General features: G+C 67.4%; 26 protein-coding genes. 18 read left to right on the forward strand and 8 right to left on the reverse strand.

Going from position 1 to position 25550, the window contains the following annotated elements; all coding sequences use genetic code 11:
• Nucleotides 1–61: 61 nt before the first annotated feature.
• Genes AB0I35_RS12045 through AB0I35_RS12075 form a run of 7 tightly spaced genes read left to right on the forward strand, consistent with a single transcriptional unit; the run spans nucleotide 62 to nucleotide 5324 of the window.
• A complete protein-coding gene (locus tag AB0I35_RS12045; RefSeq protein WP_067491432.1) occupies nucleotides 62–1090 on the forward strand; it encodes a 3-oxoacyl-[acyl-carrier-protein] synthase III C-terminal domain-containing protein in 1029 nt (342 codons plus the stop codon).
• A 6-nt stretch (nucleotides 1091–1096) separates the two neighbouring features.
• The gene (locus AB0I35_RS12050) at nucleotides 1097–1963 is read left to right on the forward strand and encodes a hypothetical protein (RefSeq protein ID WP_357395802.1); all 867 of its coding nucleotides are present in this window, start codon (nucleotides 1097–1099) and stop codon (nucleotides 1961–1963) included.
• Nucleotides 1960–2322, forward strand: coding sequence for a hypothetical protein (locus AB0I35_RS12055; protein ID WP_357395803.1), 363 nt, complete (start codon nucleotides 1960–1962; stop codon nucleotides 2320–2322). The genes AB0I35_RS12050 and AB0I35_RS12055 overlap by 4 nt, the downstream gene beginning before the upstream one ends.
• A gap of 13 nt (nucleotides 2323–2335) precedes the next feature.
• Nucleotides 2336–3091 (forward strand): glycosyltransferase family A protein, encoded by a 756-nt coding sequence (locus tag AB0I35_RS12060; protein WP_357395804.1) that lies wholly within the window; start codon nucleotides 2336–2338, stop codon nucleotides 3089–3091.
• Entirely contained in the window at nucleotides 3088–4614 is a 1527-nt protein-coding gene (locus AB0I35_RS12065; RefSeq protein WP_357395805.1) for a class I adenylate-forming enzyme family protein, read from the forward strand. The genes AB0I35_RS12060 and AB0I35_RS12065 overlap by 4 nt, the downstream gene beginning before the upstream one ends.
• 52 nt (nucleotides 4615–4666) lie before the next feature.
• The gene (locus tag AB0I35_RS12070) at nucleotides 4667–4918 is read left to right on the forward strand and encodes a type II toxin-antitoxin system prevent-host-death family antitoxin (protein WP_225278889.1); all 252 of its coding nucleotides are present in this window, start codon (nucleotides 4667–4669) and stop codon (nucleotides 4916–4918) included.
• Entirely contained in the window at nucleotides 4911–5324 is a 414-nt protein-coding gene (locus AB0I35_RS12075; RefSeq protein ID WP_357395806.1) for a type II toxin-antitoxin system VapC family toxin, read from the forward strand. The genes AB0I35_RS12070 and AB0I35_RS12075 overlap by 8 nt, the downstream gene beginning before the upstream one ends.
• On the opposite strand, the gene AB0I35_RS12080 is transcribed toward AB0I35_RS12075, so the two are convergent.
• Nucleotides 5292–6599 (reverse strand): hypothetical protein, encoded by a 1308-nt coding sequence (locus tag AB0I35_RS12080; protein WP_357395807.1) that lies wholly within the window; start codon nucleotides 6597–6599, stop codon nucleotides 5292–5294. The genes AB0I35_RS12075 and AB0I35_RS12080 overlap by 33 nt on opposite strands.
• Nucleotides 6600–6710: 111 nt before the next feature.
• On the opposite strand from AB0I35_RS12080, the gene AB0I35_RS12085 reads away from it, so the two are divergent.
• From AB0I35_RS12085 to AB0I35_RS12095, 3 genes are all read left to right on the forward strand, one after another.
• On the forward strand, nucleotides 6711–6989 hold the full coding sequence (locus AB0I35_RS12085; protein WP_067984941.1) for a hypothetical protein: 279 nt from the start codon (nucleotides 6711–6713) through the stop codon (nucleotides 6987–6989).
• Complete coding sequence (locus AB0I35_RS12090) at nucleotides 6986–7309, forward strand: hypothetical protein (protein WP_067637425.1); 324 nt, start codon at nucleotides 6986–6988, stop codon at nucleotides 7307–7309. Before AB0I35_RS12085 ends, AB0I35_RS12090 begins: the two co-directional genes overlap by 4 nt.
• Nucleotides 7310–7436: 127 nt before the next feature.
• Nucleotides 7437–8186 carry a peptidase inhibitor family I36 protein gene (locus AB0I35_RS12095; RefSeq protein WP_357395808.1) on the forward strand — a complete coding sequence of 250 codons (750 nt, stop codon included), beginning with the start codon at nucleotides 7437–7439 and terminating at the stop codon, nucleotides 8184–8186.
• Between the two features lie 70 nt (nucleotides 8187–8256).
• On the opposite strand, the gene secA is transcribed toward AB0I35_RS12095, so the two are convergent.
• Nucleotides 8257–11058, reverse strand: coding sequence for a preprotein translocase subunit SecA (gene secA, locus AB0I35_RS12100; RefSeq protein WP_357395809.1), 2802 nt, complete (start codon nucleotides 11056–11058; stop codon nucleotides 8257–8259).
• A 263-nt stretch (nucleotides 11059–11321) separates the two neighbouring features.
• Here secA and AB0I35_RS12105 point away from each other — a divergent pair, with 263 nt between their 5' ends.
• The 6 genes from AB0I35_RS12105 (at nucleotide 11322) to bluB (ending at nucleotide 18162) form a co-directional block, all read left to right on the forward strand.
• Entirely contained in the window at nucleotides 11322–12731 is a 1410-nt protein-coding gene (locus AB0I35_RS12105) for a wax ester/triacylglycerol synthase family O-acyltransferase (RefSeq protein ID WP_357395810.1), read from the forward strand.
• A 10-nt stretch (nucleotides 12732–12741) separates the two neighbouring features.
• A complete protein-coding gene (locus tag AB0I35_RS12110) occupies nucleotides 12742–13293 on the forward strand; it encodes a hypothetical protein (protein ID WP_357395948.1) in 552 nt (183 codons plus the stop codon).
• Nucleotides 13294–13428: 135 nt separating this feature from the next.
• The gene (locus AB0I35_RS12115; RefSeq protein ID WP_357395811.1) at nucleotides 13429–14559 is read left to right on the forward strand and encodes a ferredoxin reductase; all 1131 of its coding nucleotides are present in this window, start codon (nucleotides 13429–13431) and stop codon (nucleotides 14557–14559) included.
• A 161-nt stretch (nucleotides 14560–14720) separates the two neighbouring features.
• Nucleotides 14721–16055 carry a fatty acid desaturase gene (locus AB0I35_RS12120; RefSeq protein WP_357395812.1) on the forward strand — a complete coding sequence of 445 codons (1335 nt, stop codon included), beginning with the start codon at nucleotides 14721–14723 and terminating at the stop codon, nucleotides 16053–16055.
• Between the two features lie 94 nt (nucleotides 16056–16149).
• Complete coding sequence (locus AB0I35_RS12125) at nucleotides 16150–17391, forward strand: fatty acid desaturase (RefSeq protein WP_357395813.1); 1242 nt, start codon at nucleotides 16150–16152, stop codon at nucleotides 17389–17391.
• Between the two features lie 135 nt (nucleotides 17392–17526).
• Complete coding sequence (bluB, locus tag AB0I35_RS12130; RefSeq protein WP_357395814.1) at nucleotides 17527–18162, forward strand: 5,6-dimethylbenzimidazole synthase; 636 nt, start codon at nucleotides 17527–17529, stop codon at nucleotides 18160–18162.
• 48 nt (nucleotides 18163–18210) lie between these two features.
• Here the strand turns inward: bluB and raiA are convergent, their stop codons facing one another.
• The 6 genes from raiA to AB0I35_RS12160 form a co-directional block, all read right to left on the reverse strand.
• Entirely contained in the window at nucleotides 18211–18906 is a 696-nt protein-coding gene (raiA, locus tag AB0I35_RS12135; protein WP_357395815.1) for a ribosome-associated translation inhibitor RaiA, read from the reverse strand.
• 183 nt (nucleotides 18907–19089) lie between these two features.
• Nucleotides 19090–19734 carry a ComF family protein gene (locus tag AB0I35_RS12140; RefSeq protein WP_357395816.1) on the reverse strand — a complete coding sequence of 215 codons (645 nt, stop codon included), beginning with the start codon at nucleotides 19732–19734 and terminating at the stop codon, nucleotides 19090–19092.
• 33 nt (nucleotides 19735–19767) lie between these two features.
• A complete protein-coding gene (lpqB, locus tag AB0I35_RS12145) occupies nucleotides 19768–21564 on the reverse strand; it encodes an MtrAB system accessory lipoprotein LpqB (protein WP_357395817.1) in 1797 nt (598 codons plus the stop codon).
• On the reverse strand, nucleotides 21561–23285 hold the full coding sequence (mtrB, locus tag AB0I35_RS12150) for an MtrAB system histidine kinase MtrB (protein WP_357395818.1): 1725 nt from the start codon (nucleotides 23283–23285) through the stop codon (nucleotides 21561–21563). Before mtrB ends, lpqB begins: the two co-directional genes overlap by 4 nt.
• A gap of 22 nt (nucleotides 23286–23307) precedes the next feature.
• Nucleotides 23308–23985 (reverse strand): MtrAB system response regulator MtrA, encoded by a 678-nt coding sequence (gene mtrA / locus AB0I35_RS12155; protein WP_067491393.1) that lies wholly within the window; start codon nucleotides 23983–23985, stop codon nucleotides 23308–23310.
• Between the two features lie 77 nt (nucleotides 23986–24062).
• Nucleotides 24063–24710 carry a dTMP kinase gene (locus AB0I35_RS12160; protein WP_357395819.1) on the reverse strand — a complete coding sequence of 216 codons (648 nt, stop codon included), beginning with the start codon at nucleotides 24708–24710 and terminating at the stop codon, nucleotides 24063–24065.
• 119 nt (nucleotides 24711–24829) lie between these two features.
• On the opposite strand from AB0I35_RS12160, the gene AB0I35_RS12165 reads away from it, so the two are divergent.
• Both AB0I35_RS12165 and AB0I35_RS12170 read left to right on the forward strand, forming a co-directional pair.
• Nucleotides 24830–25087, forward strand: a complete 258-nt coding sequence (locus AB0I35_RS12165) for a hypothetical protein (protein WP_357395820.1) — start codon at nucleotides 24830–24832, stop codon at nucleotides 25085–25087.
• Nucleotides 25088–25206: 119 nt separating this feature from the next.
• Nucleotides 25207–25500 (forward strand): hypothetical protein, encoded by a 294-nt coding sequence (locus tag AB0I35_RS12170; protein ID WP_357395821.1) that lies wholly within the window; start codon nucleotides 25207–25209, stop codon nucleotides 25498–25500.
• Nucleotides 25501–25550 lie beyond the last annotated feature (50 nt).

The following is a 25550-nucleotide window of genomic DNA, read 5'->3' on the forward strand; positions in this document are numbered from 1 at the left end:
AGGATCGGCGAGACGCACGGTGGCGGAGTCGGCCTTCGCGCGATAGCTGGAAGTGACACACATGGTGAGATCGACAATCGAAGCGATCGGCGCGTATCTGCCGTCCCGCGAGCTGACCACGACGGAACTGATGAGCAGGCTGGCCGTCGAGGCGCCGCTGGATCTGGAGAAGGTCAGCGGGGTCAGGGCCCGCCGGGTGCGCGGTGACGACGAGGACTCGTTCACCATCGCCCTCGCCGCGGCCCGCACCGCACTGGACAACTCGCGCTACGAAGCCGCCGACCTCGATGTGGTGATCTCGTGTTCGATCACCCGCACCCGCGGCACCGATTTCTGCCTGGAACCGTCGTTCGCGCTGATGCTGCGCAACACCCTCGGCGCCACCCGCGCGATACATTTCGACGTCTCCAATGCCTGCGCGGGCATGCTGACCGGAGTTCTGGTGCTGGACAGGATGATTCGCTCCGGCGCGGTGAAACGCGGCCTCGTGGTCTCCGGTGAGTGCATCACGCCGATCTCCGACACCGCGGTCCGCGAGATCTCCGAGAAGTACGACCCGCAGTTCGCCTCGCTCACCGTCGGCGACGCGGGCGCGGCCGTGCTGCTCGAGGCCACGGACGGACCCGGCCTGGACTATGTGGAACTCAATACCAGCGCCGCCTACGCGAAGTTGTGTCTCGGAATGCCGAGCGACCGCAGCGCGGGCGTGGCGCTCTACACCGACAACCGGGCGATGCACAACGAATCGCGGTATCTGCTGTGGACCTCGCGTCAGCAGCGGTTCCTCACCGAGCGCGACTCGAGTTTCGCCGCCGAGGGCTACGACTACCTGATCCACCACCAATTCAGCGGCCCCGCAGTGGAATTGATCGACAAGATCGCCGAGCGCGAGTTCGACTCGGTGATGCCACCCAAGCTCGCCGTTCTCGACAAGTACGGAAACACCGCGTCGACTTCGCATTTCGTCGTTCTGCACGACGCGCTGCGGGACGGCCGGATCGCACCGGGGTCGAAGGTATTGCTCGTGCCCGCCGCCTCCGGGGTGGTCGCGGGATTTTTGTCGGTGACACTGGGCGATCTTCGGGTATAGGACAGTATGGGAATTATCATTTCGGCGGCGATCACACGCACCGGCGGCGTCAGCTCGGTGGGTCAGGCGGCCGAGGCCGCCCGCGCCGCGCTCGACGCGGCGGGCTGTCCGCACGAGCAGGTCGACGCGCTCATCAATGTCGGGGTGTACCGCGACGCCAACCTGGTGGAACCGGCGGTGGCGGCGCTCATCCAGCAGGCCGCCGGTGTGGGCCTCGAGTACCGGCCCGGTGACGTGCCGTGCCTGTCGTTCGACCTGATGAACGGCGCCTGCGGGTCGGTGAACGCCATCGGCGTGGCCGCCTCGCTGCTGGCCGACCTGCCCAACGGGCACGTGGTGATCGTCTCCGGTGACGCGCATCCGTCGATGAGCGCGGACGCGCACTTCCCGTTCCAGCCCGTCGGTGCGGCATTCGTCCTCGAGAACCGGGCCGACGTAGCCGGTTTCGGTGACGTCCATGTGAGCGCCGGTGACACCCTGCCCGATGCGCAGGGGTACGTGGCACTCGCCGAGATGGGCGCCGAGGGACGCTCCGCGCTGACCGTCGAACTCGTTACCGGCACAGCCGAACTCGTCGAGCACGCGGTGATCGCCGCCCGCGACGCACTGACCACCGACGGTCTCGACGCGGCCGATACAGTACTGGTGTGCGGCAAGCCGACGCCGGACTTCGCCACCGAACTGGCGCGCGAACTCGGCGTCGCGGCGGTGGTGACCGACGACTTCGCCGGTGACGCCCATACCTCCGCCCTCACCGGCGCCTATGTCGCCGCGCGAGCGGCGGGACACGACAATCGTGCGCTGCTGTTCGTCGCCGCCGACGGCGGGCCGACGGCGGCGGCGGTGACCTACCGAGGACAAGGAGTGCGGTGAGCAGTCGTCCGTTGCATGCGGTCTCTACGGAGGGTGAGTTCTGGCAGGTGAGTGTGCCCCAACCGGGCCGTCACCGGGCCGAACCCCCGCGTGCCCCGAGCCGCGAGGCGGTGCTCGCGCTGCGGGCGATCCCGGTTTTCGGATGGTTGTTCCTGATTCTCGGTGTGGTCCGACCGTTCCGCACCAAGCTGCTGCGGGCGGCGTTCTGGATCGATGTGGTGCTCAGTGTCGGCGTGCATGCCGCGCAGATCCCGGCCGCGCGGCGGGTGGCCGCCGAACGCGGTATCCCGACCGGCCGGGCCGCGCTGATGACGATGCTGCTCGGCGCCACCTGGTGGAAGACCCTGGGCGAGCCATGACCAACCGGCGCCCGTGAAAAAGCCGCTGTGGGTGGTGATCCCCGCGTTCGACGAGGAACGCGGGATCGAGGCGACGCTGAAAGCCCTTGCCGCTCAACGCGACACCGATTTCACGGTGGTCGTCGTCGACAACAATTCGACCGATCGCACCGTCGAGGTGGTGCGTAAATTCGCCGTGGCGAACCCCGTTCCGGTGATCGAGGTGATCGGCGAGGCGCAGAAGGGCACCGGCGCGGCGGCCGACACCGGTATGCGGTACGCCATCGCCCAGGGCGCGCAACTGCTGGCCCGCACCGACGCCGACTGTCTGCCCGCGCCGGACTGGACACAGCGGATCCGCGCCGGCTTCGACTCCGGTCTGCGCCTGGTGAGCGGGCAGCTGATTCCCCGGACCGACGAGGGGGTTTCATGGCGGGACCGCACGATCATCCGCGTCGCGCTCGAGGTGGCGTCGCTGTTCGGGAAGGTGCGCTCGGGCAATCGTGACCCGAGATATCTCGGGCCGTATGTGATGACACCGGGGTGCAATATGGCCATCACCGCCGAACTCTATTCGGCCGCAGGCGGATTCCCGCGTACCGCCATCGAGGACCTGCACGAGGACCGTGCCCTCGTGAACGCGGTGCGCACCATCACCACCGATTACGGGCTGCGCCGTGACGTGCGGGTGTACGGGTCGAACCGGCGGGTGCGCGCGTGGGGTATTCGCAAGACGCTGGCCTGGTACGCCGATCACCGCTACCGGCCCGAGGTGGTCGACATCCGGTGAGCTCGCTGTTTCCCGATTTCCTCGACCGTCTCGCCACCCATGCCACCCGCATTCCGGATGCCTCCGCGCTCGGAACCGTCGGCAAGCGGGCACTCACCTATCGCGAACTGGTCGACACGATCGGCCGGGTGGCACACAATCTGCGGGTCGCCGGGTTGCGGCCGGGTGATCGGATGCTGTTCTCGATCCGGCCGTCGGTGAGTTCGGTCGGCTTGATCTTCGGCACCATCGCCGCGGGCGGGACCATTGTGTTCGTGGATCCCGGTGTGGGGCCGGAGTTGTTCGCCAAGCGCATCGCTCTGGTCGAACCGCGCTGGGCGGCAACGGAATCGCTGCTCTACGCACTGAGTGGGCCGCTCGCCGGATTCGGGCGCAAGCGTGGGTTGACGCTGCCCCGGTTCAGCGAGCTCGAGGTTCGGCACCTGCACAGCGGGGTGTGGTTGCCCGGCACACCCCTGCCATCCCTCCCGCTGCGCCGCGTATTCGGTGACGCGCCGGATTCGGCTCTGCCCCAGGGTGATCCGGAATCGGAAGCCTTGATCGTCTTCACCTCGGGCACCACCGACGAGCCGAAAGCCGTTGTGCATACCCGTGCTTCGCTCAGTGCCGGGCTGGCGGCGATGGGCGGGCGGACCAGCCTCGCGCCCGGTGCGTTCCTGCACACCGAACAGCTCATGATGGGTCTGCCCGCGCTGATGTCGGGTGCGCGCTGGGCCATGCCGAGGTATCCCCGCTTCGGCACCCACATCGATCCGGTGCGGTTCACCCGCGACCTGCGCAGCGCCACCCACGCCTTCTACACCCCCGCCGACCTGGCCGTGGCCCTCGATGCGCTGGAGGCGGGGCGGATCACCGCGCCGCAGTACCTTCGTCAGGTCGCCCTCGGTGGTGCGCCGGTGACGGCCGCGCTGCTGCGTCGGGCCAAGAAGTCGTTGCCCGACACCGAGTTTCTCGCCGTCTACGGCATGACCGAGATCCTGCCCGTCGCCGTTGCCACCGGTGCGGACAAGCTCGCGCACGACGGTGACCTGCTCGGCACGCCTGTTCGCGGCGTCCAGGCACGTATCGCCGACGACGGCGAACTCGTCCTGAGCGGCCCCAACCTGTGCCGCGGCTACCTCGGTTCCGCACCGCTGACCGAGATCGCGACCGGTGACCTCGCCCGCTTCGACGGCACCCGGTTGGTCCTCACCGGACGCAAGAAGGACATGATGATCCGGGGCAAGACCAACATCTACCCCGGACTCTACGAACCGGCGATCGCCGGCGTCGACGGGGTGCGCGAGGCCGTACTCGCCGGGCTACCCGACGAGATCGGCGACGAACGCATCGTCCTCGCGATCGTCGCCGAGCCCGGCGCGGGCGATGTGGTCGACCGCCTCCGCACCGTCTTACCGCAGCTCATCGACACCTCCGCCCTGCCGGACGACATCGTGGTCGTCGACCGCATCCCTGTCACAGGCCGGACAAGCAAGCCCGATCGGACCGCGCTGCGCGAAATGGTGCGGGCTCTCCTGCCATAACCGCATCCGTAGCATTCTGTACACGCCGTAGCAGCAGAGTACACTCGGCTTTATGAGGCAGATCCAGCAACGCGACCTACGCAACGACAGCGGGAAAGTTCTAGCCGCCGTCGAAGCCGGCGAAAGCTTCATCATCACGCGGAACGGCAATCCGGTGGCCAAACTCGAGCCATTGGTTCGCCGGACATTCGTGCCGGTGTCCGAGCTCGCGCGCACCAGCGCGACCTTGCCTGCTGTCGGATACGAACAGTGGCGTGCCGACCTCGATGCGATGATCGATCCGGAAGTCCCCGGCCGTGAGTGAGGCTGCCGAACCTCTCAATATCCTGCTGGACACTTCGGTCCTCATCGATTACGCCGAGATCCACACCGAGCTTCCCAGTCAGGCCGAAGCCGCGATCAGCGCAGTCAGCCTCGCCGAACTCGCGGCCGGAGTCCACGCGGCGAAGGACCCGGTACGCCGAGCCCAGCGCCAACTCCAGTTCCACTGGGTGGTGCGGACATTCGACCCCTTGGTCTTCGACGCCGAGACGGCGCATGTTTACGGATCATTGGCTTTACTGGTCGAACAGCTCGGCCGCAAACCCCGCAGTCGCACAGCAGACCTGCAGATCGCTGCGACCGCTGTCCAACATGCGCTGCCGCTCTACACACGGAACCCGGACGATTTCAAGGGCTTAGGTCCTCTGCTCAACGTTGTCCCGGTCTGAGTAATCGGCCGTGGCGATCATGGTGTCGGCCAGGGCTTCGATGGTTTCCCTCGGGAGCATGGTGTCGACGTAGCAGAAGGTGATCGACATGGTGTTGTCGAAGGTGGCTACGCCTACCGTGAGGGCGCTGGCACAGGAGTTGGTTCCTGCCACCGTGACGTCGGTGATGTGCAGGGGCTCAGGGGTTTCCGGTGGGGTGACCAGGCCGAGGTTGCTGAGCGTGATGTTCCAGGGGGCGCGGCGGTCGATGAGTTCGATGGTGCGCCTGCCTGATTCGAGGGTGCGGGGGCAGCCGTAGCGGATGGCCGCCAACGAGCGGAGATCGGTATGGCGGGCGATTCCCCTGTCCAGCTGCGCTTTGGCCGATCGCGCGGCGTCGGGTAGATCGGCACCGAAGGGGACGAAGGTGGGGACTACGGCGGTGAACATGCCCGGTTCGTCTTCGGCGGGAGGGGGATTCAGGCGGGTCCGGACGTCGACAGGAATGCCGATGCCCACCGTAGCGGCTGCTTTCGGGACACAGCCGCCGATCGCCTCGGCCAGGGCTGCTGCCAACAGCGCGTTGACGGTGACACCTTCGCGTTGGCAGCGGGCGCGCAGCGCAGTGAGCCTCTGCCCCGCGATCGTGCGTACGACCGTGCGGGTGCGGCGAATCGCCAGCGGTGGCGGGCAGCCGGGCAAGCTCGCCGCGCGTCGGGCGAAGGCGGTGAGCTGGGCGGACACATTCGTCCACAGGCAGCGCGACATCCGCGTCTGCGCGGGCGGAATCAGATCGTCGGGAGCCGGGATCGCCGGGCGAGCAGTCGGCGCCGGTTCGGCGCCGAAGGCGTAGGCGAGCAACCGCCAGACGAGCGCGACCATCGAACGCCCGTCGAGATAGACGTGGGAGAACACCACGATCAGGTCGTGATGTTCGTTGTCGGTCCCCGGCCTAAAGGCCAGATCCACGATCCGGCCCGGCGCGGTCGCCACATCGACCGGCGTCGCGAGCTGGGTGTCGAACACGGTGCGCCAATCGTCGGGATCGGCGACGATGCGATGCAGCACCGGCAGATGCGGATCCGCCGACGCGGCGAAACTCGGCCCCTCCCCGACCACCGACCGCAACAGCGGAAACTCCGCGACCAGCGCCTCAGCGGCGAATTCCAGCCGATACGCACCGATCGGCCCACGCACCCGAATCCGCACCACACAATTCGCGGGCGACAACTGGTCCACCAGCCAGAACCAGCGTTCCGACGCCGACAACGGTCGCTTCACCGCCTCCGTGCGCACCGCCGCACCTTTCCCTCGGTCGGAAATCGGGTCACGGCGAGCCTAACGAACCGCGGCCGGTTCGATACACAGCTCTTTCACAGTCGGTTACTACGTGCGTATTATGGACTTATGGGTTTCGAGTGGCCTGATTGGGCGATCGCTCACCTGATCGGCATCGAACCCAGCGAGGTTCGGCAGGTCCTCGCAGCGTCACGACGGTGGCCGCGCCCGGCCTTCGACGGCCAGGTGACCGTCTTGACGGTGTGGGGGCGCACCACGGCCGGGCGTCCGTTGATCGTGGTCACACGGCAGCGCGACGACTGGACGTGGGTGATCATCGGCGCACGGACGATGCGTGCCGAGGAGCTGGCGCGATTCGAGCAGTGGGAAAGTGGGAATCCATCATGAGCGATCAGGACTTTCCGTCCAGCCGAGAGGAACTCGCCGATTTCATGGACCGGCTGAGTTTCTCCGACGAGCCTGCCGACGCGCCGCCCCGACTGCCGGCCAACGAGGACATCATGGTGACCACCTCGATTCGGTTACCGCTCGGCCTGCATTCCCGCCTCAAGGATCTGGCCGACGAACGGCGCGTCGGAGTATCGACACTACTGCGCGAATGGGCCGAGGCCGCCGTCGCCGAAATCGACGACGAAGACCACATGATCTCCCTGGCCGAAGCCAAACGCGCCCTCTCCCGAGTCCACCCCATCCACCGAGCCAGCTGAGCGCCCCGACCGCCGATCAGTACTGAGAAGTTCGTTGTGCTGAGCAATCGAAACCACGCCCGAACGCGGGTTTCGTTGCCGACGGAACCCGCTGCGGGAGAGCAGTTCCCAGGCGCATTCTGACGCTGTGCGGACAGTGTTCACAGTGATACTCGCGATGTTCGTCGGGTTCGGTGCGGTGGCGTGTGACCACGAGAAGGCGACCGAGACGACACAGGATGTCGTGTGCGAGATGGTGATTCCGGTCGTCGAGGTCATCGCGCTGAAACTGCGCGCGGGGGTGACGGTGACGGCGGCGCTGGTCACGGCGGCCACCGGGATCGCGCTGAGCGCGGCCTGTGAGTACGTGATCGACCGGCTCGGCGCGGCACCCGACGAAGAACACACCGTCGAGCTCGAAAGCGGAAACGGCAGCGAGACAACGACAGTCAGCGCCAAGACATTCACCAGCGTCACCGAGGACTGGTGCGACAAGACCGGCGGCTGCACCGGCTTCGAGCGCTGCCCCACCTCGTATGTGTGCGTGTTCACCGGACACGACGGCGCGGGCAAGATGTCGCTGTTCAAGATCGGCTCCCCCGACCTGAGCGGCCAGCACATCGATGCCGCCGCCGTCTCGGTGTTCAACCGCACCGGCAAGACGGTCACCCTGTTCGACACCGCAGGACACGAAGGCGACAGCTACACCATCGCGGTGTCGACCAAGGGAAATCTGCCCGAGGCTTGGCAGGGTCGGGCCCGGTCGCTGACGGTGGGACCGGTGCCGACCACCACCTCGAAGAAGACCACCACGACAACCGCACCGATCCCGACGAGTACAACCCGCAAGCCGACGACCACCACGTCGACGGTAACCACGGCCGCCCCACCCTCCTGAAAGAATGATCAGGAATACAACGCAGGCCCCCACGGAAAACCATGAGGGCCTGCGTTATTCGAAAAACCGATCAGCGACGCCGCTTGCCCTTGGTTTCGGTGCGGGCGGCCTCGCGACGTTCGCGGCGGGTGCCGGTGGTGGGGCGACCGCCGTATTCCTGGGCGTCGGAGTGGGATTCGGCGCGGCCGTCCTCGGCGGGGCCCGAGTAGTTCAGGCCGCGCGGGGTGGACTCGTCGATTCCCTTGGCGCGCAGGGCAGGCGGGGCCTGGGTCTGCGGGGCGGCATCCTGGGGGCGGGGGGCGCCCACCGGGGAACGCAGGCCCTTGTCGATGGAGACGCCTTCGGGCTGCGGCTGCTGGACCTCGACCTGCAGGTTGAACAGGAAGCCGACCGACTCCTCCTTCAGGCCTTCCAGCATGGCCGCGAACATGTCGAAGCCCTCGCGCTGGTACTCGACCAGCGGGTCACGCTGGGCCATCGCGCGCAGGCCGATGCCCTCCTTGAGGTAGTCCATCTCGTAGAGGTGCTCACGCCACTTGCGGTCGAGGACCGAGAGCAGGACCTGGCGTTCCAGGTTGCGCATGGCGCCCTCGCCCGCGAGGCCGTCGATTTCCTGTTCGCGCTTCTCGTAGGCGTTGTGCGCGTCCTCGAGCAGAGCTTCACGCAGTTCGTCGCGGGTCAGTTCGCCCGCCTCGCCGGTGGCGGTCTCGCCCGCCAGCTCCTTGTGGTCCAGGCTCACCGGGTACAGCGACTTCAACGCGGTCCACAGCTTCTCCAGGTCCCAGTCCTCGACGTAGCCTTCGGCGGTCGCGCCGTCGACGTAGGCGGTGATCACGTCGGTGATCATGTTCTGGACCTGACCCTCCATGTCCTCGCCACGCAGGATCCGGTTGCGCTCGCCGTAGATGACGGTGCGCTGCTGGTTCATGACCTCGTCGTACTTCAGAACGTTCTTGCGGATCTCGAAGTTCTGCTGCTCGACCTGGGTCTGGGCGCTCTTGATGGCCTTGGAGACCATCTTCGCCTCGATCGGCACGTCGTCGGGCAGGTTCAGGCGGTTCATGATCGCCTCGAGCGCGGCACCGTTGAAGCGGCGCATCAGCTCGTCACCCAGCGACAGGTAGAACCGCGACTCGCCCGGATCGCCCTGACGACCGGAACGACCACGCAGCTGATTGTCGATACGACGCGACTCGTGACGCTCGGTGCCGAGCACGTAGAGACCACCGGCCTCGCGCACCGTCTCAGCGTCTTCCTCGGTCTGCTTCTTCACCTGCTCGAGCGCCGAATGCCAGGCGGCCTCGTACTCCTCGGGGGTGGTGACCGGGTCGAGGCCCTGCTTGCGCAGCAGGATGTCGGCGATGATGTCGGCGTTGCCGCCGAGCACGATGTCGGTACCACGACCGGCCATATTGGTCGCCACGGTGACCGCGCCGGGCCGACCGGCCTCGGCGATGATCTGGGCTTCCTGCTCGTGGAACTTCGCGTTCAGAACGCTGTGGGCCACACCGCGTTTGGTGAACTGCTTGGACAGGTACTCCGAGCGCTCCACGCTGGTGGTGCCGATCAGGACCGGCTGGCCCTTCTCGTGCCGCTCCACCACGTCGTCGACGACCGCGTTGAACTTGGCCTCTTCCGACTTGTAGATCAGGTCGGCCTGGTCCTTACGGACCATCGGCTTGTTCGTCGGGATCGGCACCACGCCCAGGCCGTAGATCGAGTGCAACTCGGCGGCCTCGGTCTCGGCGGTACCGGTCATACCGGACAGCTTGTTGTAGAGGCGGAAGTAGTTCTGCAGGGTGATCGTGGCCAGGGTCTGGTTCTCCGGCTGGATCTCGACCTTCTCCTTGGCCTCGATCGCCTGGTGCATGCCCTCGTTGTAGCGGCGCCCGACCAGGATGCGGCCGGTGAACTCGTCGACGATGATGACCTCACCGTCGCGCACGATGTAGTCCTTGTCGCGCTGGTAGAGCTCCTTGGCCTTGATGGCGTTGTTCAGGTAGCTCACCAGCGGCGAGTTCGCGGCCTCGTAGAGGTTGTCGATGCCGAGCTGGTCCTCGACGAACTCCACGCCCGCCTCGTGCACGCCGATGGTGCGCTTCTTGATGTCCACCTCGTAGTGGACGTCCTTCTTCAGCAGCGGCGCGATGCGCGCGAACTCGGCGTACCACTTGGAGGAGGCGTCAGCCGGACCCGAGATGATGAGCGGGGTACGTGCCTCGTCGATGAGGATGGAGTCGACCTCGTCGACCACGGCGAAGTTGTGCCCGCGCTGGACCAGATCGTCCAGCGAGTGGGTCATGTTGTCGCGCAGGTAGTCGAAGCCGAACTCGTTGTTCGTGCCGTAGGTGATGTCGGCGGCGTAGGCCACGCGGCGCTCGGCCGGGGTCATGCCGCCGAGGATCACGCCGACCTCGAGACCGAGGAAGCGGTGCACACGGCCCATCCACTCGGCGTCGCGCTTGGCGAGGTAGTCGTTGACCGTGACCACGTGCACGCCGTCGCCGGAGATCGCGTTCAGGTAGGCGGGCAGCACACAGGTCAGGGTCTTGCCCTCACCGGTCTTCATCTCCGAGATGTTGCCCAGGTGCAGCGACGCGCCACCCATGATCTGCACCTTGTAGTGCTTCTGGTTCAGCACGCGCCACGACGCCTCGCGGGCCACCGCGAACGCCTCGAGCAGCAGGTCGTCGAGGGTCTCACCAGCGGCGTAGCGCTCGCGGAATTCCTCGGTCTTGGCGCGCAGCTCCTCGTCGGTCAACGCCTCGATCTCGTCGCCGTACGCGATGACCTCATCGGCGAGGTTCGACAGCCGCTTGACCATGCGGCCTTCACCAATCCGTAGCAACCTCGTCAGTGTCAGCGCAGGCACGGGTCTCGTCAGTCCTCTGGTCGGAGTCGGGTTCGGGCTAGTGAGCCACAGTGTTGTGGGCAATGGTAGTCCGCAGACCACCGTACCCGGCCGCACGTACCGATGCCCGGTGTACCGGGTGCTCACATCCGCCCAGGTCACGGCATTCGGTGAGGCGCCTTGCCCGGCATCACGATTCACCTACTGTGCCGTAGGATGTAGCCGGTGCCCGATCTGCGCCGGGAAGGCGCGCGTAGCGTGCAACGGAAGGAGCATCGGAGCGCGTGATCACGAGATTGACGCCGCAGGACGCGGCGTTCTACCGGCTCGAGTCGAGCAGTAATCCGATTCATATCGGCTCTCTCGCGATCCTCCAGAACTCCTCCGGTGACGGCTCCGGCCAGGTCCTCGACTACGAACAGCTCATCGAGCTGGTCGAATCCCGGCTGCCGCTGGTTCCCCGCTACCGCCGCAAAGTCCGCGAGATCCCGCTCGCGCTCGGCCGTCCGGTGTGGGTGGAAGACAGCCGGTTCGACATCAGCTATCACATCCGCCGCTCCGCGCTGCCCGCCCCCGGCACCGACGAACAGCTCTACGATTTGGTCGCCCGGCTCGCCTCCCGGCCGCTGGACCAGGGCAGGCCGCTGTGGGAGATGTACCTCATCGAAGGGCTGTCCGACGGGCGAAGCGCGGTGTTCACCAAATCGCATTCGGCGCTCGTCGACGGTGACACCGCCCTCGAGATCGGGCACGTGATCCTCGACAACAGTCCCCTGCCACGCGAACTGGCCGACGACGCCTGGCGCGCACCACGCGAACCCACCGATGTGGAACTGCTCGCAGGCGCGCTGTCGCAACTGGCCGCGCAACCACGCGAGGCCTACTCGGCGGTGCGCGACGCGGGCTCGAGCGCGTTCGGGGTGGTACGCGGCGCCCGGATGGCGGTGCACGCCGCGGCCAATGCCGTCCGCGCGGCGACCTCGGGCGCACCCGACAGCCCGCTCAACGCCCGCACCTCGCGCAGCCGCCGCTTCGACGTGGTGCGCACAGACCTCCAGGACTATCGCAAGATCCGCAGGCATTTCGACTGCTCGATCAACGACACCGTGCTCGCGGTCGTCACCGGCGCCCTGCGCAATTGGCTGCTCTCGCGCAACGAGGCTCTCGTCGAATCGACGAATCTGCGTGCGGTGGTGCCGATGTCGGTGTACGTCGACGGCGACAATCAGCTGACACCGGCCAGCGAGGTGTCCTCGTTCCTCATCGATCTGCCGGTGGGCGAACCGAATCCGACGATGCGGCTCTCGCATATCTCGCACGCCACCGAGGCCGCGGGCAGGCAGCGCCGCGGCGTGCGGGCGCGCACCCTCGTGCACCTGGCCGGTTTCGCACCGGCCAGCCTGCACGCGATGAGTGTGCGGGCGGCCAGCACCTTCGCCGACAACACCTTCAACCTGGTGATCACCAACGCGCCGGGGCCCCAGACCGCGATGTTCATCGGTGGTGCGCGCATGCTGGAGATGTATCCGGTGTCGCCGCTGCTGCGCAATCAGACCCTGAGCTTCGGGCTCACCTCGTACGACGGTCAGGTCTTCTACGGACTCAACGCCGACCGCGACGCCATGGCCGATCTCGACGTCCTCGCGGCGTCGGTGCACGAATCGATGGAGGAGTTGCTCGGTGCCTGTCCCTGAGAACGCCAAGATGCGCGTCTACATCCCGGCGACGATCCCGATGCTGCGGCAACTGGTCGACGAGCGCGAACTGTTCCCGCTCGGCGCGACCGCGTTCGCGGTGACGCCCGCGCTGCGCGAGGCCTACGCCGCGGGCGACGACGACGAACTCGCCGAGGTGGCGATGTCGGAGGCCGCGCGCGCCTCGCTGCGGCTGATCGCCGCCGAACGCGACGGGCTCGACGACGCCGACGACGACACCACCTCCCTGGACGAGGTCGCCGACCCGGGCAGTCCGATCTACCGGCGCTGCGTGATCGCCGCCGACGTCACCGGCGCGAAACTGCGCCCCGACCTCGACGACGCGGTGGTGAAACTGGCCGGGCCGATCACCTACGACCAGGTGGCCTCGGTGCACGTCGACCTGGCCGAAGCCGAACCCCAGGTGGCCAAGGCCGTCGACGTGATCGACGTCGCCGACATGGGCGACCCCGACGCCGAGTTCGTCCTCGGCGACGCCGAAGACCACCAGCTGGCCTGGTACGCCACCCAGGAACTGCCTTTTCTCCTGGATCTGCTGTGACATCGGCGGCTGGCGCCGCGGTTCTCGGCGCTGAGCCCCGTCCTTCGGCTGGCGCCAAACCTACGATGCCGTAACCTTGCGGGCAGTGAGCCACACGGGTGGCTGAGGTGCGCGACAGGGAGTAACGGCGAAGCGATGGTCCTGAACAAGTTCCGGGAATGGCTCGAGGCACCGGCGGCGCAGGTCGCCGATCGCGGCGGCAAGCTGAACGTGCTACGCGGCGCGGTCGCCCGGGTGACCACACCCCTGCTGCCCGACGACTACCTGCACCTGGCCAATCCGCTGTGGTCGGCAAGGGAACTGCGCGGACGCATCGTCGACGTGAAGAAGGAGACCGCCGACTCGGCGACGCTGGTCATCAAGCCGGGCTGGGGGTTCGACTTCAAGTATCAGCCGGGTCAGTACATCGGCATCGGCATTCTCATCGACGGCCGCTGGAACTGGCGTTCCTACTCGCTGACCTGCCCGCCGGACTGGACCGGTGAGGGCGGCAAGCGGCTCATCTCCATCGCGGTGAAGGCCATGCCCGAGGGCAAGCTGTCCAGCCACCTCGTCAACGGCGTCGCGGCGGGCACCATCGTCCGGCTCGCCGCACCCCAGGGCGGGTTCGTGCTGCCACAGCCGGTACCCGAGAAGGTGCTCTTCCTCACCGCGGGCAGTGGCATCACCCCGGTGATGTCGATGCTGCGCACCATGGACCGCCGCGACGGTGTGCACGACGTGGTGCACGTGCACTCGGCGCCGACCGACGCCGACGTGATGTTCGGCGCCGAACTGCGCGCCCTGCACGACAAGCACCCGAGCTTCGTCTCGCACCTGCAGCTCACCGACGAACAGGGCCTGTTCGCACTGTCGAGCCTCGACGAGCTCTACCCCGACTGGCGCGAGCGCGAGACATGGGCGTGCGGTCCCGCGCCCATGCTCGACGCCATCGAAGCGCACTGGAAGGCGGCGGGCATCCCGGAGAAGCTGCACGTCGAGCGTTTCGAGGTGGAACGGTCCGCGGTCGGCGAGGGCGGCACGGTGACCTTCGGCACCACCGGCCGCACCCTGACCGTCGACGGCGCGACGAGCCTGCTCGAGGCCGGCGAGTCGGTGGGCGTGCAGCTGCCGTTCGGCTGCCGGATGGGAATCTGCCAGACCTGCGTGGTCACGCTGTCGGCCGGGCACGCCCGCGACCTGCGCAACGGTGACGAACGCCAGCCGGGCGACAAGGTTCAGACCTGTATCTCCGCCGCCGCGGGTGACTGCACACTCGACATCTGATCCCACCGTCACGCTTCGGTTACGGGTATCCTCGAATCATGCGCCGGTCATATGACTGATCGGCAGCGGCTGGTCTCGGCAGTGACGCCGTAGCGTCACCGCCGGGCCCCTCGTGTGTGGACCGAGCGTGCAGGCCGTCAACCGAACAAGAGAGGACCCCGGTGGCCATCACCGATATCCAGGCCTTCGCCCATCTGACGGCGGCCGACATCGAGACCCTGGGCAAAGAACTCGACTCGATTCGACGATCTGTCGAAACCTCGCGCGGTGAGCGCGACGCCAAATACATCCGCCGCACCATCGCCGCCCAGCGCGCCCTCGAGGTCGCGGGACGCGCGGTGCTGTTCGGCAGCCGCAACCGCTGGGCGTGGCTCGGTGGCACGGCGTTGCTGTCGGTCGCCAAGATCATCGAGAACATGGAGCTCGGGCACAACGTCAGCCACGGGCAGTGGGACTGGATGAACGATCCCGAAATCCACTCCACCACCTGGGAATGGGATCAGACGGGTCCGTCGGCGCAGTGGCGGCGCGCGCACAACTACTCCCATCACACCTACACCAACGTGCTCGGCAAGGACGAGGACCTGGGTTTCGGCATCCTGCGGATGACCCGCGACGAGGCGTGGGAACCCAAGCACCTCGTGCAGCCCGCCGCGAACCTGCTGCTGGCCGCCACCTTCGAGTGGGGCATCGCCCTGCACGACCTGGGGATCGAGAAGGAACTCGCGGGCGTACCGACCAAACAGCTGCTGTCGGAGCCGAACAAGGACTTCGCGCGCAAGGCGGGCCGCCAGGTGGTGAAGGACTTCGTGCTGTTCCCAGCGCTCACCGGTCCGGCCTGGAAGTCGACCCTCAAGGCCAACACCACCGCCAACCTCGTACGCAATCTGTGGGCCTACGCCGTGATCTTCTGCGGGCACTTCCCCGACGGCGCCGAGAAATTCACCATCGAACAGCTCGACGGGGAAACCCAGGGCGAGTGGTACCTGCGGCAGATGCTCGGTAGCGCCAACTTCAAGGCGGGCCCGGTCATGGCGTTCATGAGCGGCAACCTCTGCTACCAGATCGAGCATCACCTGTTCCCCGACCTGCCGAGCAACCGGTACCCGGAGGTCGCCGCGCAGGTGCGTCAGCTGTGCGACAAGTACGACCTGCCCTACACCACCGGCTCGCTGGGCAAGCAGTACCTGCTGGCCTTCCGCACCATCCACAAGCTCGCGCTGCCCGACCGGTTCCTCAAGCGCACCGCCGACGACGCACCCGAGACATCGTCGGAGCGCAAGTTCCACGGCATCTCGCTGCCGGAAGCGCTGCGCGTGGATCCGGAGACCGGCAAGCGCCTCGGCCTGCGTTCGGCGCTGCACGACGCGAAGGTGAGTCTCGAGGCGAAGGCGCGGCACGAGAAGGAAGTGCTGCGCGAGGCCAAGGTGGCGCTCAAGAAGCGGGCACGGCAGGAAAACGCCGCTCTGCGGAAAAGGGCGCGCGGTCTCAGGTAACATCTTTGTCTCGATCGCGCAATAGGACACATCCCACAATCCATCGCGGAAATCACCAACCTACGCTCTCGTAACCTACGGTACTGTAACCGCCATGGCGATCTCGGATGTCAAGGAATACGCGCACCTCACCGCCGCGGATGTCGAAGCTCTCGGTGCGGAGTTCGACGCGATCCGCCGCGAAATCGAATCTTCGCGAGGCGAAGCCGACGCCCGGTATATCCGCAACGTCATCCGGTTACAGCGAGCCCTGGAGATCAGCGGCCGCACTGTCCTGTTCGCCAGCTTCCTGCCCCCGGCCTGGCTGGCCGGCGTCGCCCTGCTCGGCACTGCCAAGATCATCGAGAACATGGAGATCGGGCACAACGTCATGCACGGGCAGTGGGACTGGATGAACGATCCGGAGATCCACTCCACGTCCTGGGAGTGGGACAACGCGGGCCCGTCGGCGCACTGGAAGATCACCCACAACTTCCTGCACCACAAGTACACCAACGTCCTGGGCATGGACGACGACATCGGCTACGGCCTGCTGCGCGTCACCCGCGACCAGCGCTGGATGCCGTTCTACCTGGGCAACCCGATCTACAACTTCCTGCTGCAGGCGCTGTTCGAGTACGGCGTCGCGATCCAGCACCTCGAGCTGGGCAAGGTGGCGAAGAAGAAGTGGGACAAGGATTCCCCGGAGTGGAAGCAGTTCGACGCCGACCGCAAGCTGGTGCTCAAGAAGATCGGTAAGCAGGCCGCCAAGGACTACGTGATCTTCCCGCTGCTCACCGGTCCGTCGTTCTTCTCCACCCTCACCGCCAACCTCGCCGCCAATGTGGTGCGCAACGTGTGGACCAACGCGGTGATCTTCTGCGGTCACTTCCCCGACGGCGCCGAGAAGTTCACGAAGGCCGACATCGAGAACGAGACCAAGGGCGAGTGGTACCTGCGCCAGATGCTCGGCAGCGCCAACATCAGCGGCGGCCCGGTCATGCACTTCATGACCGGCAACCTCAGCCACCAGATCGAACACCACCTGTTCCCCGACCTGCCGAGCAACCGCTACGCCGCCATCGCGGTGCGGGTGCGCGAGCTGGCCGACAAGTACGACCTGCCCTACACCACCGGGTCGCTGCCGGTGCAGTACTTCAAGTCGTGGCGCACGATCCTCAAGCTGTCGCTGCCCAACAAGTACCTGCGCCACACCGCCGACGACGCACCGGAAACCAAGTCCGAGCGCCTGTTCGAGGGCAAGGCCGTGCCGACCATCGATCCGGTGACCGGTCGCAGGCGTGGGTTGCGCACCGCGCTGGCCGCCGGACGACGGATGGCGCGTAGGTCGGCCTGACCTCGCAATGCCACAGTTCGGCCCGCCCGCCTCTGGACCGACCGGAGGGCGCGACGAAGGAGTGCCCGCAGGGAGGGAAGAGGCGGGGAACAGGGCCGAGAACTGCGGCGCCAGCCGCAATGCCACACTGCACCGGTGTGTGCTGAGCAACTGAGCGTCTACGACGCGATCCGTCTGCGTCGCGATGTGCGCGCCGAATTCACCGGCGAACTCGTCGACGACGACACGTTGTGGCGGATTCTGTCCGCCGCCCACCGGGCGCCGAGCGTCGGCAATTCCCAGCCGTGGGACTTCGTCGTGGTCCGCGAAGCGGCGACCTTGCGCCGCTTCGCCGATCACGTGGCGGGCAAACGCGTCGAGTTCCGTGACGCGCTGCCCGCCGACCGGGCCGCGACCTTCGACCCGATCAAGATCGAGGGAATCGTCGAGAGCGGTACCGGGATCGTGGTCACCCACGACGACCGGCGCGGCGGACCGCAGGTACTCGGCCGGGCCAGCGTCCCGGAGACCGGTGTGTATTCGACCGTGCTCGCCATCCAGAATCTGTGGCTGGCGGCGACCGCCGAACAGGTCGGTGTCGGCTGGGTGTCGTTCTACGAACCCGGGTTCCTGCGCGATCTGGTCGGTCTGCCCGAGGGCATCACGCCCATCGCCTGGCTGTGCGTCGGACCGGTACGCGAGTTTCAGGAGGTGCCGGACCTCGAGCGATTCGGCTGGCGGGCCCGGCGGGCGCTCACCGACGCCGTGCACTACGAAAAGTTCGGTGGCTGAACGCGATCCGGGCACCCGCGCCCGCGGGTGCCCGGAGTTCCGGATGGGTCAGACCAACCGGATCAGACCGTAGTCGAAGGCGTGTCTGCGATAGACCACCGACGGCCGGTCCGTTTCCTTGTCGTGGAAGAGGAAGAAGTCGTGCCCGACCAGTTCCATCTGGTACAGGGCGTCGTCGACAGTCATCGGCGTAGCCGGATGGTCCTTCGTGCGCACGATGTGGCCGGGACCCTCGTCCTGGGGTTCCTCGTCGTGTTCGTGCGCCACGTGCCCGTTGGCCTGGGCGAACAGTGAGTCGTCGACCAGGGATGCGGTGGCTTCGGCCACCGAGACGGGCGTCTTGTCGCCGTAGTGCACAACACGCCGCTTGTCCTTGGCCCTGCGCAGCCTGCTCTCGATCTTTTGCGACGCCGACTCGAACGCGGCGTAGAAGCTGTCGGCGCACGCCTCGGAACGCACGATCGGGCCCCGCCCGCGTGCGGTGATCTCGACGCGCTGGCAGGCCTTGCGTTGACGACGGTTGCGCTCGTGGAACAGCTCCACATCGAAGAGGAAGATCGACGGATCGAAGCGCTCCAGCCGGGAGAGCTTCTCCGAGACATAGATTCGATAGTGGTCGGGTACTTCGACATTGCGACCGGAGACCACCACTTCCGCGTGGGGTGTCCGAGTCGAGTCGGCGGCACTGTCCTCCAGTGCCGAAGGGTCAGCATCGTGCACTGATGCCCGTGCAGAAGTCGTCACGCGAGTACCTCCCGGATATGGCCGCACACCAGAGCGAGTGCGGCGGGATTGAGCTGTGCCGATCGGGAATCGCTCGACACCAGAGTTCGCGGCGCCACCTCCCAGAAGCTGTGGTTCGGTGTGTGTTCGCGACGCTAGTCCGCCACGGACGAGTCCGCCACTGTTCACGCAAATTTCGCTGAGTCAAGCCGCACAGGTCACCAAAACAGCGCACGGATGTATGCCGATCCGGCTAAGAACACGTATCGATTCGGTGGCCGTGGCACCGGTGGTCAACACGTCGTCGACCAGCACTACCTCGGCATTCGCCGGAATTCGCCCCCGCGCGGTGGCCGGGGTCACGGCGATGATCTTGTGCGCGAGATTGTGTGCGCGCTCGCGCGAGCCGAGCCCGACCGAGTCACGGACGCCGGGCCGCAGACGAAGCAGACCGACCGTCCGGCAATCGATCAGCCAACCGGCCGCGCAGGCCGTGGAACGGGCTACGGGATCGCCGCCGCGGCTGCGGGCTGCCGACGTCCGGGTGGGCGCCGGAATCAGCACCAGCGGGCGGTCAGCGGACCGTAGCCGGACCAATGCCGCGGCCAACGCGGCGCCGAGCGGGTCGGCCAGGTCTCGTCGTCCGTGCTCCTTGGCAGCCAGCACCGCGCGCTTCGCCGGACCGCGATAGGGGCGAAGCGCCCAGCACGGAACGCCGGGGTCGGTTCGCGGGCGTACCCGCACCGGACCCGTCGTCAACTCGGCCGCGCACGCGCCACACCAGGGCGTGCCTGCCCGCGCACAGCCGCCGCAGCGGACCGGCAGCACGAGATCGAGCAGAGCCTTCATAGCCGGTGAGCATGACAGCGGGTACCGACAGATTCAGGTCGGCAGGACCGGGACCACGCCTTCGCCGGTGAGCCCGGGTACCTCACGCCAGAAGCGGTCGGTTCGGGTGGGGTCGGCGGTCTGCAGTTGCAGCACCGCGCGGGAATCGGCGACGTACTGGGTCGTCTGCGCCGCCGTGACCACCCGCACCGGCGGAGTCAGGTTCTGCGAGGTCACCGGCGTGAACTGGGAACCGTCGATGGACACGGTGAACACCGGGTCGACATTGCCTTCCCGGGCGACCATGAGGGTGTCGCCGGTGATCCAGCTCAGCGAGACCGCGGGCGTGCTCAGCCCGATCGCCACCGGCAGCGCGGAGGTGAGCGCGTACTTGCCGTCCGGCCTGCGTTCGATCACCGCCACGTACACCTTGCCGTCGGCGATCAGCGCGGCCCGCACACCGGTCCGCGAGACGACCACCTCGGTGATCGGCAGTCGCGGCGCACCCGCGCCCTCGAACAGCGCCGAGGTGTCCACGTCCTGCAGCGACACATTGCCGGTGGCGCGATCGGTGACCGCGCGCACGACGCGTTGCTGGTCGAGCACGGTCCACGCGGCGCCACCGTCCATGGTCCAGGACGGCCGGGCGATGCTCGCCGCCTCGACCACACCGAACGCGCCCGCGCCGTAGTTGCCGATCAGCAGGGTGCGGCCCGGTTCCGGTGCGGGCCGTCCGGTGTCGGCGACGGCGGCGACGAACTGGCCGTCCGACGAGATGCCGACCGACTGCAGGTTGGTCGCCTCCCCGAAGGCCCCACTGGGCGCGACGATCCCGTCCGGTGTCACCTGGACGAGGGTGCCGTTGCGCAGTGCGTGCAACCCGATCTTGTTCCCGCCGGGCGCCGCCGCACTGAACTGGTCGACATCGGCGAGCGACCACCCGCTCGCGAAGCGTTCGTCGAGCGGTTTGCCGTCGGCGAGCAACACATACGGGCCGAGGATGTCGGCGCGCGACAGCGTCGTCACCACCTGGGCGGCCAGCAGTTCGCGACCACGTTGATCGAGTGTCCCGATCCCGCCGAAATCGATACGCACCCCGCCGATCCCGACACCCACCTCGCCGGGGTCGTTCTCCGCCTTGGTGATCGGGCTGCGCACCGCGGTCGGCGGGGCGAGCAGGTTGCGCACGACCCCCGCGATGGCCGGCTGTGGGCCACCGCTGAGCAGCCCGACGAGCCGCTCGGTGAGCTGACCGCGCGGCACCGAGATCCAGCGCGGGTCGGGTACCAGCAGCTGGGCGGAGCTGTCGAAGTAGTACAGGACGTAGCGCTGGTAGGTGCTCGCGAACGACGCGGAATCCATCACCACGCCGTCAGGCAGATCGGTGATGCGCCACTCTCCGTCGATCTTGCTCAGCTCGATCTTGTTCTCGAGCATGCCGTCGGTGGCGCGATAGGCGCCGTCGCGGCCCAGCTCGCCCACCTTGCGGGCGCGCACCACATACGTCGCCCGGTCGCCGGTGCGTGATTCGCGCAGCGTGTCGGGCCGATCGACGATGGTGATGCTCGCCTCGTCGTTCCACTCCCCCGCCGTGTCGTCGCGCATGTACTGGCGGGCGGCGGCGTGCCGATTGGTCGGGTCGGCGCTGGCACCGAGGAAATCACCGACCAGCAGGTCGGGATCGCGACCGGGCTCCGGCGGCGGCGGACCCGCCGACGTGGGCTCGCGCTCGATGGTGCCGAGGGCCTGCGGCGCCGACGATTCGGGCAGGCTCGCGCACCCGGTGAGGACGAGCAGGCAGACGAGGGCGAGCAGCCCCACACCCTTGCGAACACCACCCGCGTTGCTCATGACTCTCGGTCTCCGGTCTCGGTCGCTGCGGTTTCCTCGTTGTCGTCGGCGGCGTCGTCGCGCTGGTTGTCGAGGACCTCGGGTTCCGGCTCGGCCTCGGGTAACGCGGGCACCTTGCGCAGCATCGGTTCCAGCGCCAACGGGCTCGGGCCGAGTTTGCGGCCGCGCACCATCGGCAGCAGCAACCGGAAGCTGGCTCCCACGCCCGGATCGCCCCACGCCTCCAGTCGGCCCTCGTGCAGGTTGGCGTCCTCGACACTGATCGACAGACCGAGACCGGTGCCGCCGGAGCGGCGCACCCGCGAGGGGTCCGAGCGCCAGAACCGGTTGAACACCAGCTTCTCCTCGCCCGGTCGCAGACCGACACCCTGATCGCGCACCACCGTCGCCACGGCGTTGGCCTCGGCGTCGCCGCGCATCCGGATCAGCACCGGTTTGCCCTCGGAGTGGTCGATCGCGTTGGCGAGCAGATTGCGCAGCACCCGCTCGACGCGTCGCGGATCGACCTCGGCGACCACCGGTTCCTCCGGCAGGTCGACGACCAGTTCGACCCCGGTGTCCTTGGCCAGATGCCGCACGGTCGTGATCGCGGCCCGCGCGCACATCCGCACGTCGAGGGACTCCACCTGCAGTTCGGCCACACCGGCGTCGTGCCGCGAGATCTCCAGCAGGTCGTTGAGCAGCCCTTCGAACCGGTCGAGTTCGTTGACGAGCAGTTCCGAGCTACGCGCGAGCGCGGGATCGAGGTCGTCGCTGGAACCGTGGATGAGGTCCGCGGCCATGCGCACCGTGGTGAGTGGGGTGCGCAGCTCGTGGCTGACATCGGAGGTGAACCGGCGCTGCAGATTGCCGAATTCCTCGAGCTGGGTGATCTGGTTGGACAGGCTCTCGGCCATCTCGTTGAACGCCTGCGCCAGCCGCGCCATGTCGTCCTCGCCGCGCACCAGCATGCGTTCCTTCAGCCTGCCGTCGGCGAAGCGGCCCGCGATGCGCGCGGCCGACCGGATCGGTAGCACCACCTGCCGGGTGACCAGCGCGGTGATCGCGGCGAGCAACACCAGCAGGACCACGCCACCGATGAGCATCGTGCCGCGCATCAGCGACAGGCTCGACTCCTCGCTGGCCAGCGGGAAGATCAGATAGATCTCGAGTGTCGCGATCTCGGCGCTCGGGCTGCCGATGATCAGCGCGCGGCCACGGTAGCCGTCCGGGTCGGCGACGGTGGTGAACTGATAGGACACCTGGCTACGCTGCACGAACCGGCGCAGTTCCTGTGGCACCTCGGAGATGAGATCGGTGGTGATCTCCTGCGGCGGGGTACCACCGACCATGGCCAGCGCGGAGTAGAAACTACCGGCGGCGCCCGTGGATTGCCCCGTGCCGCCCCGGCTGGACAGCGCGCTGCGCGCATCGGCCAGCTGCTGCTGGCGGCTGTTGGCGCCCTCGACACCGCTCAGCTCGTTCTCGATCGTGCTGCGGGCGCGATCCATCTCCTCGACCGCCGCGTTGATCTTGGCTTCGAGGAGCCGGTCGGTGATCTGACCGGTCAGCACGACCCCGAGGATCGTGATCACGATGAGGGAGAGAGTCAGCGTGGAAACGATGACCCGCAATTGCAGCGAGCGACGCCACAGGTGACCCAGCGCGGTGCCGATGGTCTGGAACCAGTCGAGCACCGGGGTCGCCCACCGCCGCAGCCGCGCGATGAGCCCGTCGGTCACCGCGGCGCCTCACAGCGACCGATCACGGCGGTCCGGCCTTGTATCCGACGCCGCGCACAGTGAGCACGATCTCGGGGTTTTCCGGATCCTTCTCGACCTTGGCGCGCAGCCGCTGCACGTGCACGTTCACCAGGCGGGTGTCGGCGGCGTGCCGGTAACCCCACACCTGTTCGAGCAGCACCTCGCGGGTGAACACCTGACGCGGTTTGCGCGCGAGCGCCACCAGCAGGTCGAACTCCAGTGGGGTGAGCGAGATCTGCGTGCCACCGCGGGTCACCTTGTGCGCGGGCACGTCGATGACGATGTCGGCGATCGAGAGCAGCTCGGCCGGTTCGTCCTCGGTGCGACGCAGGCGCGCACGCACGCGGGCGACGAGTTCCTTGGGCTTGAACGGCTTGACGATGTAATCGTCGGCACCGGACTCGAGACCGAGGACCACATCGACGGTGTCGGTCTTGGCGGTGAGCATCACGATCGGAACGCCGGAATCGGCCCGTAGCACGCGGCATACGTCGATGCCGTTCATGCCGGGCAGCATCAGGTCCAGCAAAACCAGGTCGGGGCGGATCTCCCGCACCGCCGACAGGGCCTGCGTGCCGTCGCCGACCACGTGCGGGTCGAACCCTTCCCCGCGCAAGACGATGGTCAGCATCTCAGCGAGTGCCATATCGTCGTCGACGACCAGAATCTTGGGCTTCATAATCCTATGTTGTCATCTTCCAGGCCAGGATCGGGCCGCCACGCCATTAATGGTGTGAACCCGTCGCTTATCCAACCTTATCCGGCAAGAATTTCCGTGCACACAGTGAGGAGGGCAGGCCGGTCGTGTTCGGATCGGTATGTCCACCACCGGCCGAACCAATCGCGGTCGGCCAGTTCACGATAGACCTCGCCGGTGCGCTGCTGTAGACCGCTGTCCTTCTCGTAGGCGTCGAGGGCGCGCGCGGTGTCGAGTTCGCCACGGCGACGGGCACGTTCGGCGGCCACCTCGGTGCCGACATCGATGAGCACGGTGAGGTCGGGCACCGGGAGCCCGAGCCTGCCGTATTCCAGATCGCCCATCCAGGCGACGATTTCGCCGTCGGCGTCCTGCACGGCGCGAGCCGCGGAATAGGCGGCGTTGGAGGCGACCCAGCGATCGAGGATCACGATGTCGTTGGCGTCCAACAGGTTCGACAGCTCCGCGCTGGCGTCGGCGCGATCCAGGGCGAACATGATCGCCATGGCGTGGATCGAAGCGGCGAGATCGCCGTGCGCCCCGCGCAATGCCTCGGCCGCGAGGTCGGCGTGTATCGATCGGCCGTATCGCGGAAAGGCGAGACTGCCCGCGCGAAGTCCTTTCGCGGACAGTTCGTCGACGAGCCCGTCGATGAGCGTGCGCTTACCCGCCCCGTCGAGCCCTTCCACCGCGATCAACACACCCATGCCGTGAGATTACCGCGCCGCATGCCACGCCCTTCGACACGAGCCGCTCCGGCGATTCCGGCCCATTCCGAGATTGTGAGGTGTTTTCATTTCAAAGTCTGTTCTACCCAGGAGTCACCATGCGCTCACGCATCGCCCTGCACACCGCCGTCGCCGCCACGGCTCTCGGACTCGCCCTCGCCGGCGCGGGCACCGCCTCGGCCGCGCCCGTCGACCCGATCCGCCACGGTCACCACAGCCACCCAGGCCTGCTCTCCGGCTCCGCATCTGCGGGCTCCGCCGCCGCGGGTTCGGCCGCCCGCGGCTCGGCCGAACTGGCAGGCTGCCTCCTGCTGGAAGTCGTCGTACCTCTCCCCCTCTGCTTGCTGCTGAGCTGACCTTTCGGGTGCGGCCTGTGGCCAGCGCGGGCCGTACCCCCGAAAACTGCGGTCTGTCGCGACGCTCACCCGACTACGACAGTCGACGAATCAACCGACCAGCGATCGAACGGCCAATCATGAACACACGCACACTTGCCCTCGCAGCGGGAGTCTTCGCCGCTATAACCGCCGTAACGTGCGGGCCTGCCACCGCCGCACCGATCGCCGGCGACGCCGTCGGCTCGACCGACCTGAGTCGACTGGTCACCGGCCTGGTCACCACGGGTTCCGGCCCGGCCCTGTTGACCGGCAGCAACGACACCGCCGCCTCGACCGGATCCAGCGACCTCGCCGGCGCCCTGCTGTGCGGCCTGATCAGCATCAGCGACGCCGACGGCATCCACATCTGCAACACTCCACCGCTGGGGTAGAGACGACGGTGGCCCGCCGACCGGAACGGTCGACGGGCCACCGGGTGTCG

It is taken from the genome of Nocardia sp. NPDC050378 (genome assembly GCF_040655675.1).
GTDB classification, from domain to species: Bacteria; Actinomycetota; Actinomycetes; order Mycobacteriales; family Mycobacteriaceae; genus Nocardia; species Nocardia coubleae.

What these genes read in the sequence shown, in the direction of transcription:
- AB0I35_RS12045 (WP_067491432.1), top strand. Translation starts at nt 62, where the DNA reads ATGGTGAGATCGACAATCGAAGCGATCGGCGCGTATCTGCCGTCCCGC.
- AB0I35_RS12050 (WP_357395802.1), top strand. Translation starts at nt 1,097, where the DNA reads ATGGGAATTATCATTTCGGCGGCGATCACACGCACCGGCGGCGTCAGC.
- AB0I35_RS12070 (WP_225278889.1), top strand. Translation starts at nt 4,667, where the DNA reads ATGAGGCAGATCCAGCAACGCGACCTACGCAACGACAGCGGGAAAGTT.
- AB0I35_RS12085 (WP_067984941.1), top strand. Translation starts at nt 6,711, where the DNA reads ATGGGTTTCGAGTGGCCTGATTGGGCGATCGCTCACCTGATCGGCATC.
- AB0I35_RS12090 (WP_067637425.1), top strand. Translation starts at nt 6,986, where the DNA reads ATGAGCGATCAGGACTTTCCGTCCAGCCGAGAGGAACTCGCCGATTTC.
- AB0I35_RS12110 (WP_357395948.1), top strand. Translation starts at nt 12,742, where the DNA reads ATGCGCGTCTACATCCCGGCGACGATCCCGATGCTGCGGCAACTGGTC.
- AB0I35_RS12115 (WP_357395811.1), top strand. Translation starts at nt 13,429, where the DNA reads ATGGTCCTGAACAAGTTCCGGGAATGGCTCGAGGCACCGGCGGCGCAG.
- AB0I35_RS12125 (WP_357395813.1), top strand. Translation starts at nt 16,150, where the DNA reads ATGGCGATCTCGGATGTCAAGGAATACGCGCACCTCACCGCCGCGGAT.
- AB0I35_RS12140 (WP_357395816.1), bottom strand. Translation starts at nt 19,734, where the DNA reads ATGAAGGCTCTGCTCGATCTCGTGCTGCCGGTCCGCTGCGGCGGCTGT.
- lpqB (WP_357395817.1), bottom strand. Translation starts at nt 21,564, where the DNA reads ATGAGCAACGCGGGTGGTGTTCGCAAGGGTGTGGGGCTGCTCGCCCTC.
- mtrA (WP_067491393.1), bottom strand. Translation starts at nt 23,985, where the DNA reads ATGAAGCCCAAGATTCTGGTCGTCGACGACGATATGGCACTCGCTGAG.
- AB0I35_RS12160 (WP_357395819.1), bottom strand. Translation starts at nt 24,710, where the DNA reads ATGGGTGTGTTGATCGCGGTGGAAGGGCTCGACGGGGCGGGTAAGCGC.
- AB0I35_RS12165 (WP_357395820.1), top strand. Translation starts at nt 24,830, where the DNA reads ATGCGCTCACGCATCGCCCTGCACACCGCCGTCGCCGCCACGGCTCTC.
- AB0I35_RS12170 (WP_357395821.1), top strand. Translation starts at nt 25,207, where the DNA reads ATGAACACACGCACACTTGCCCTCGCAGCGGGAGTCTTCGCCGCTATA.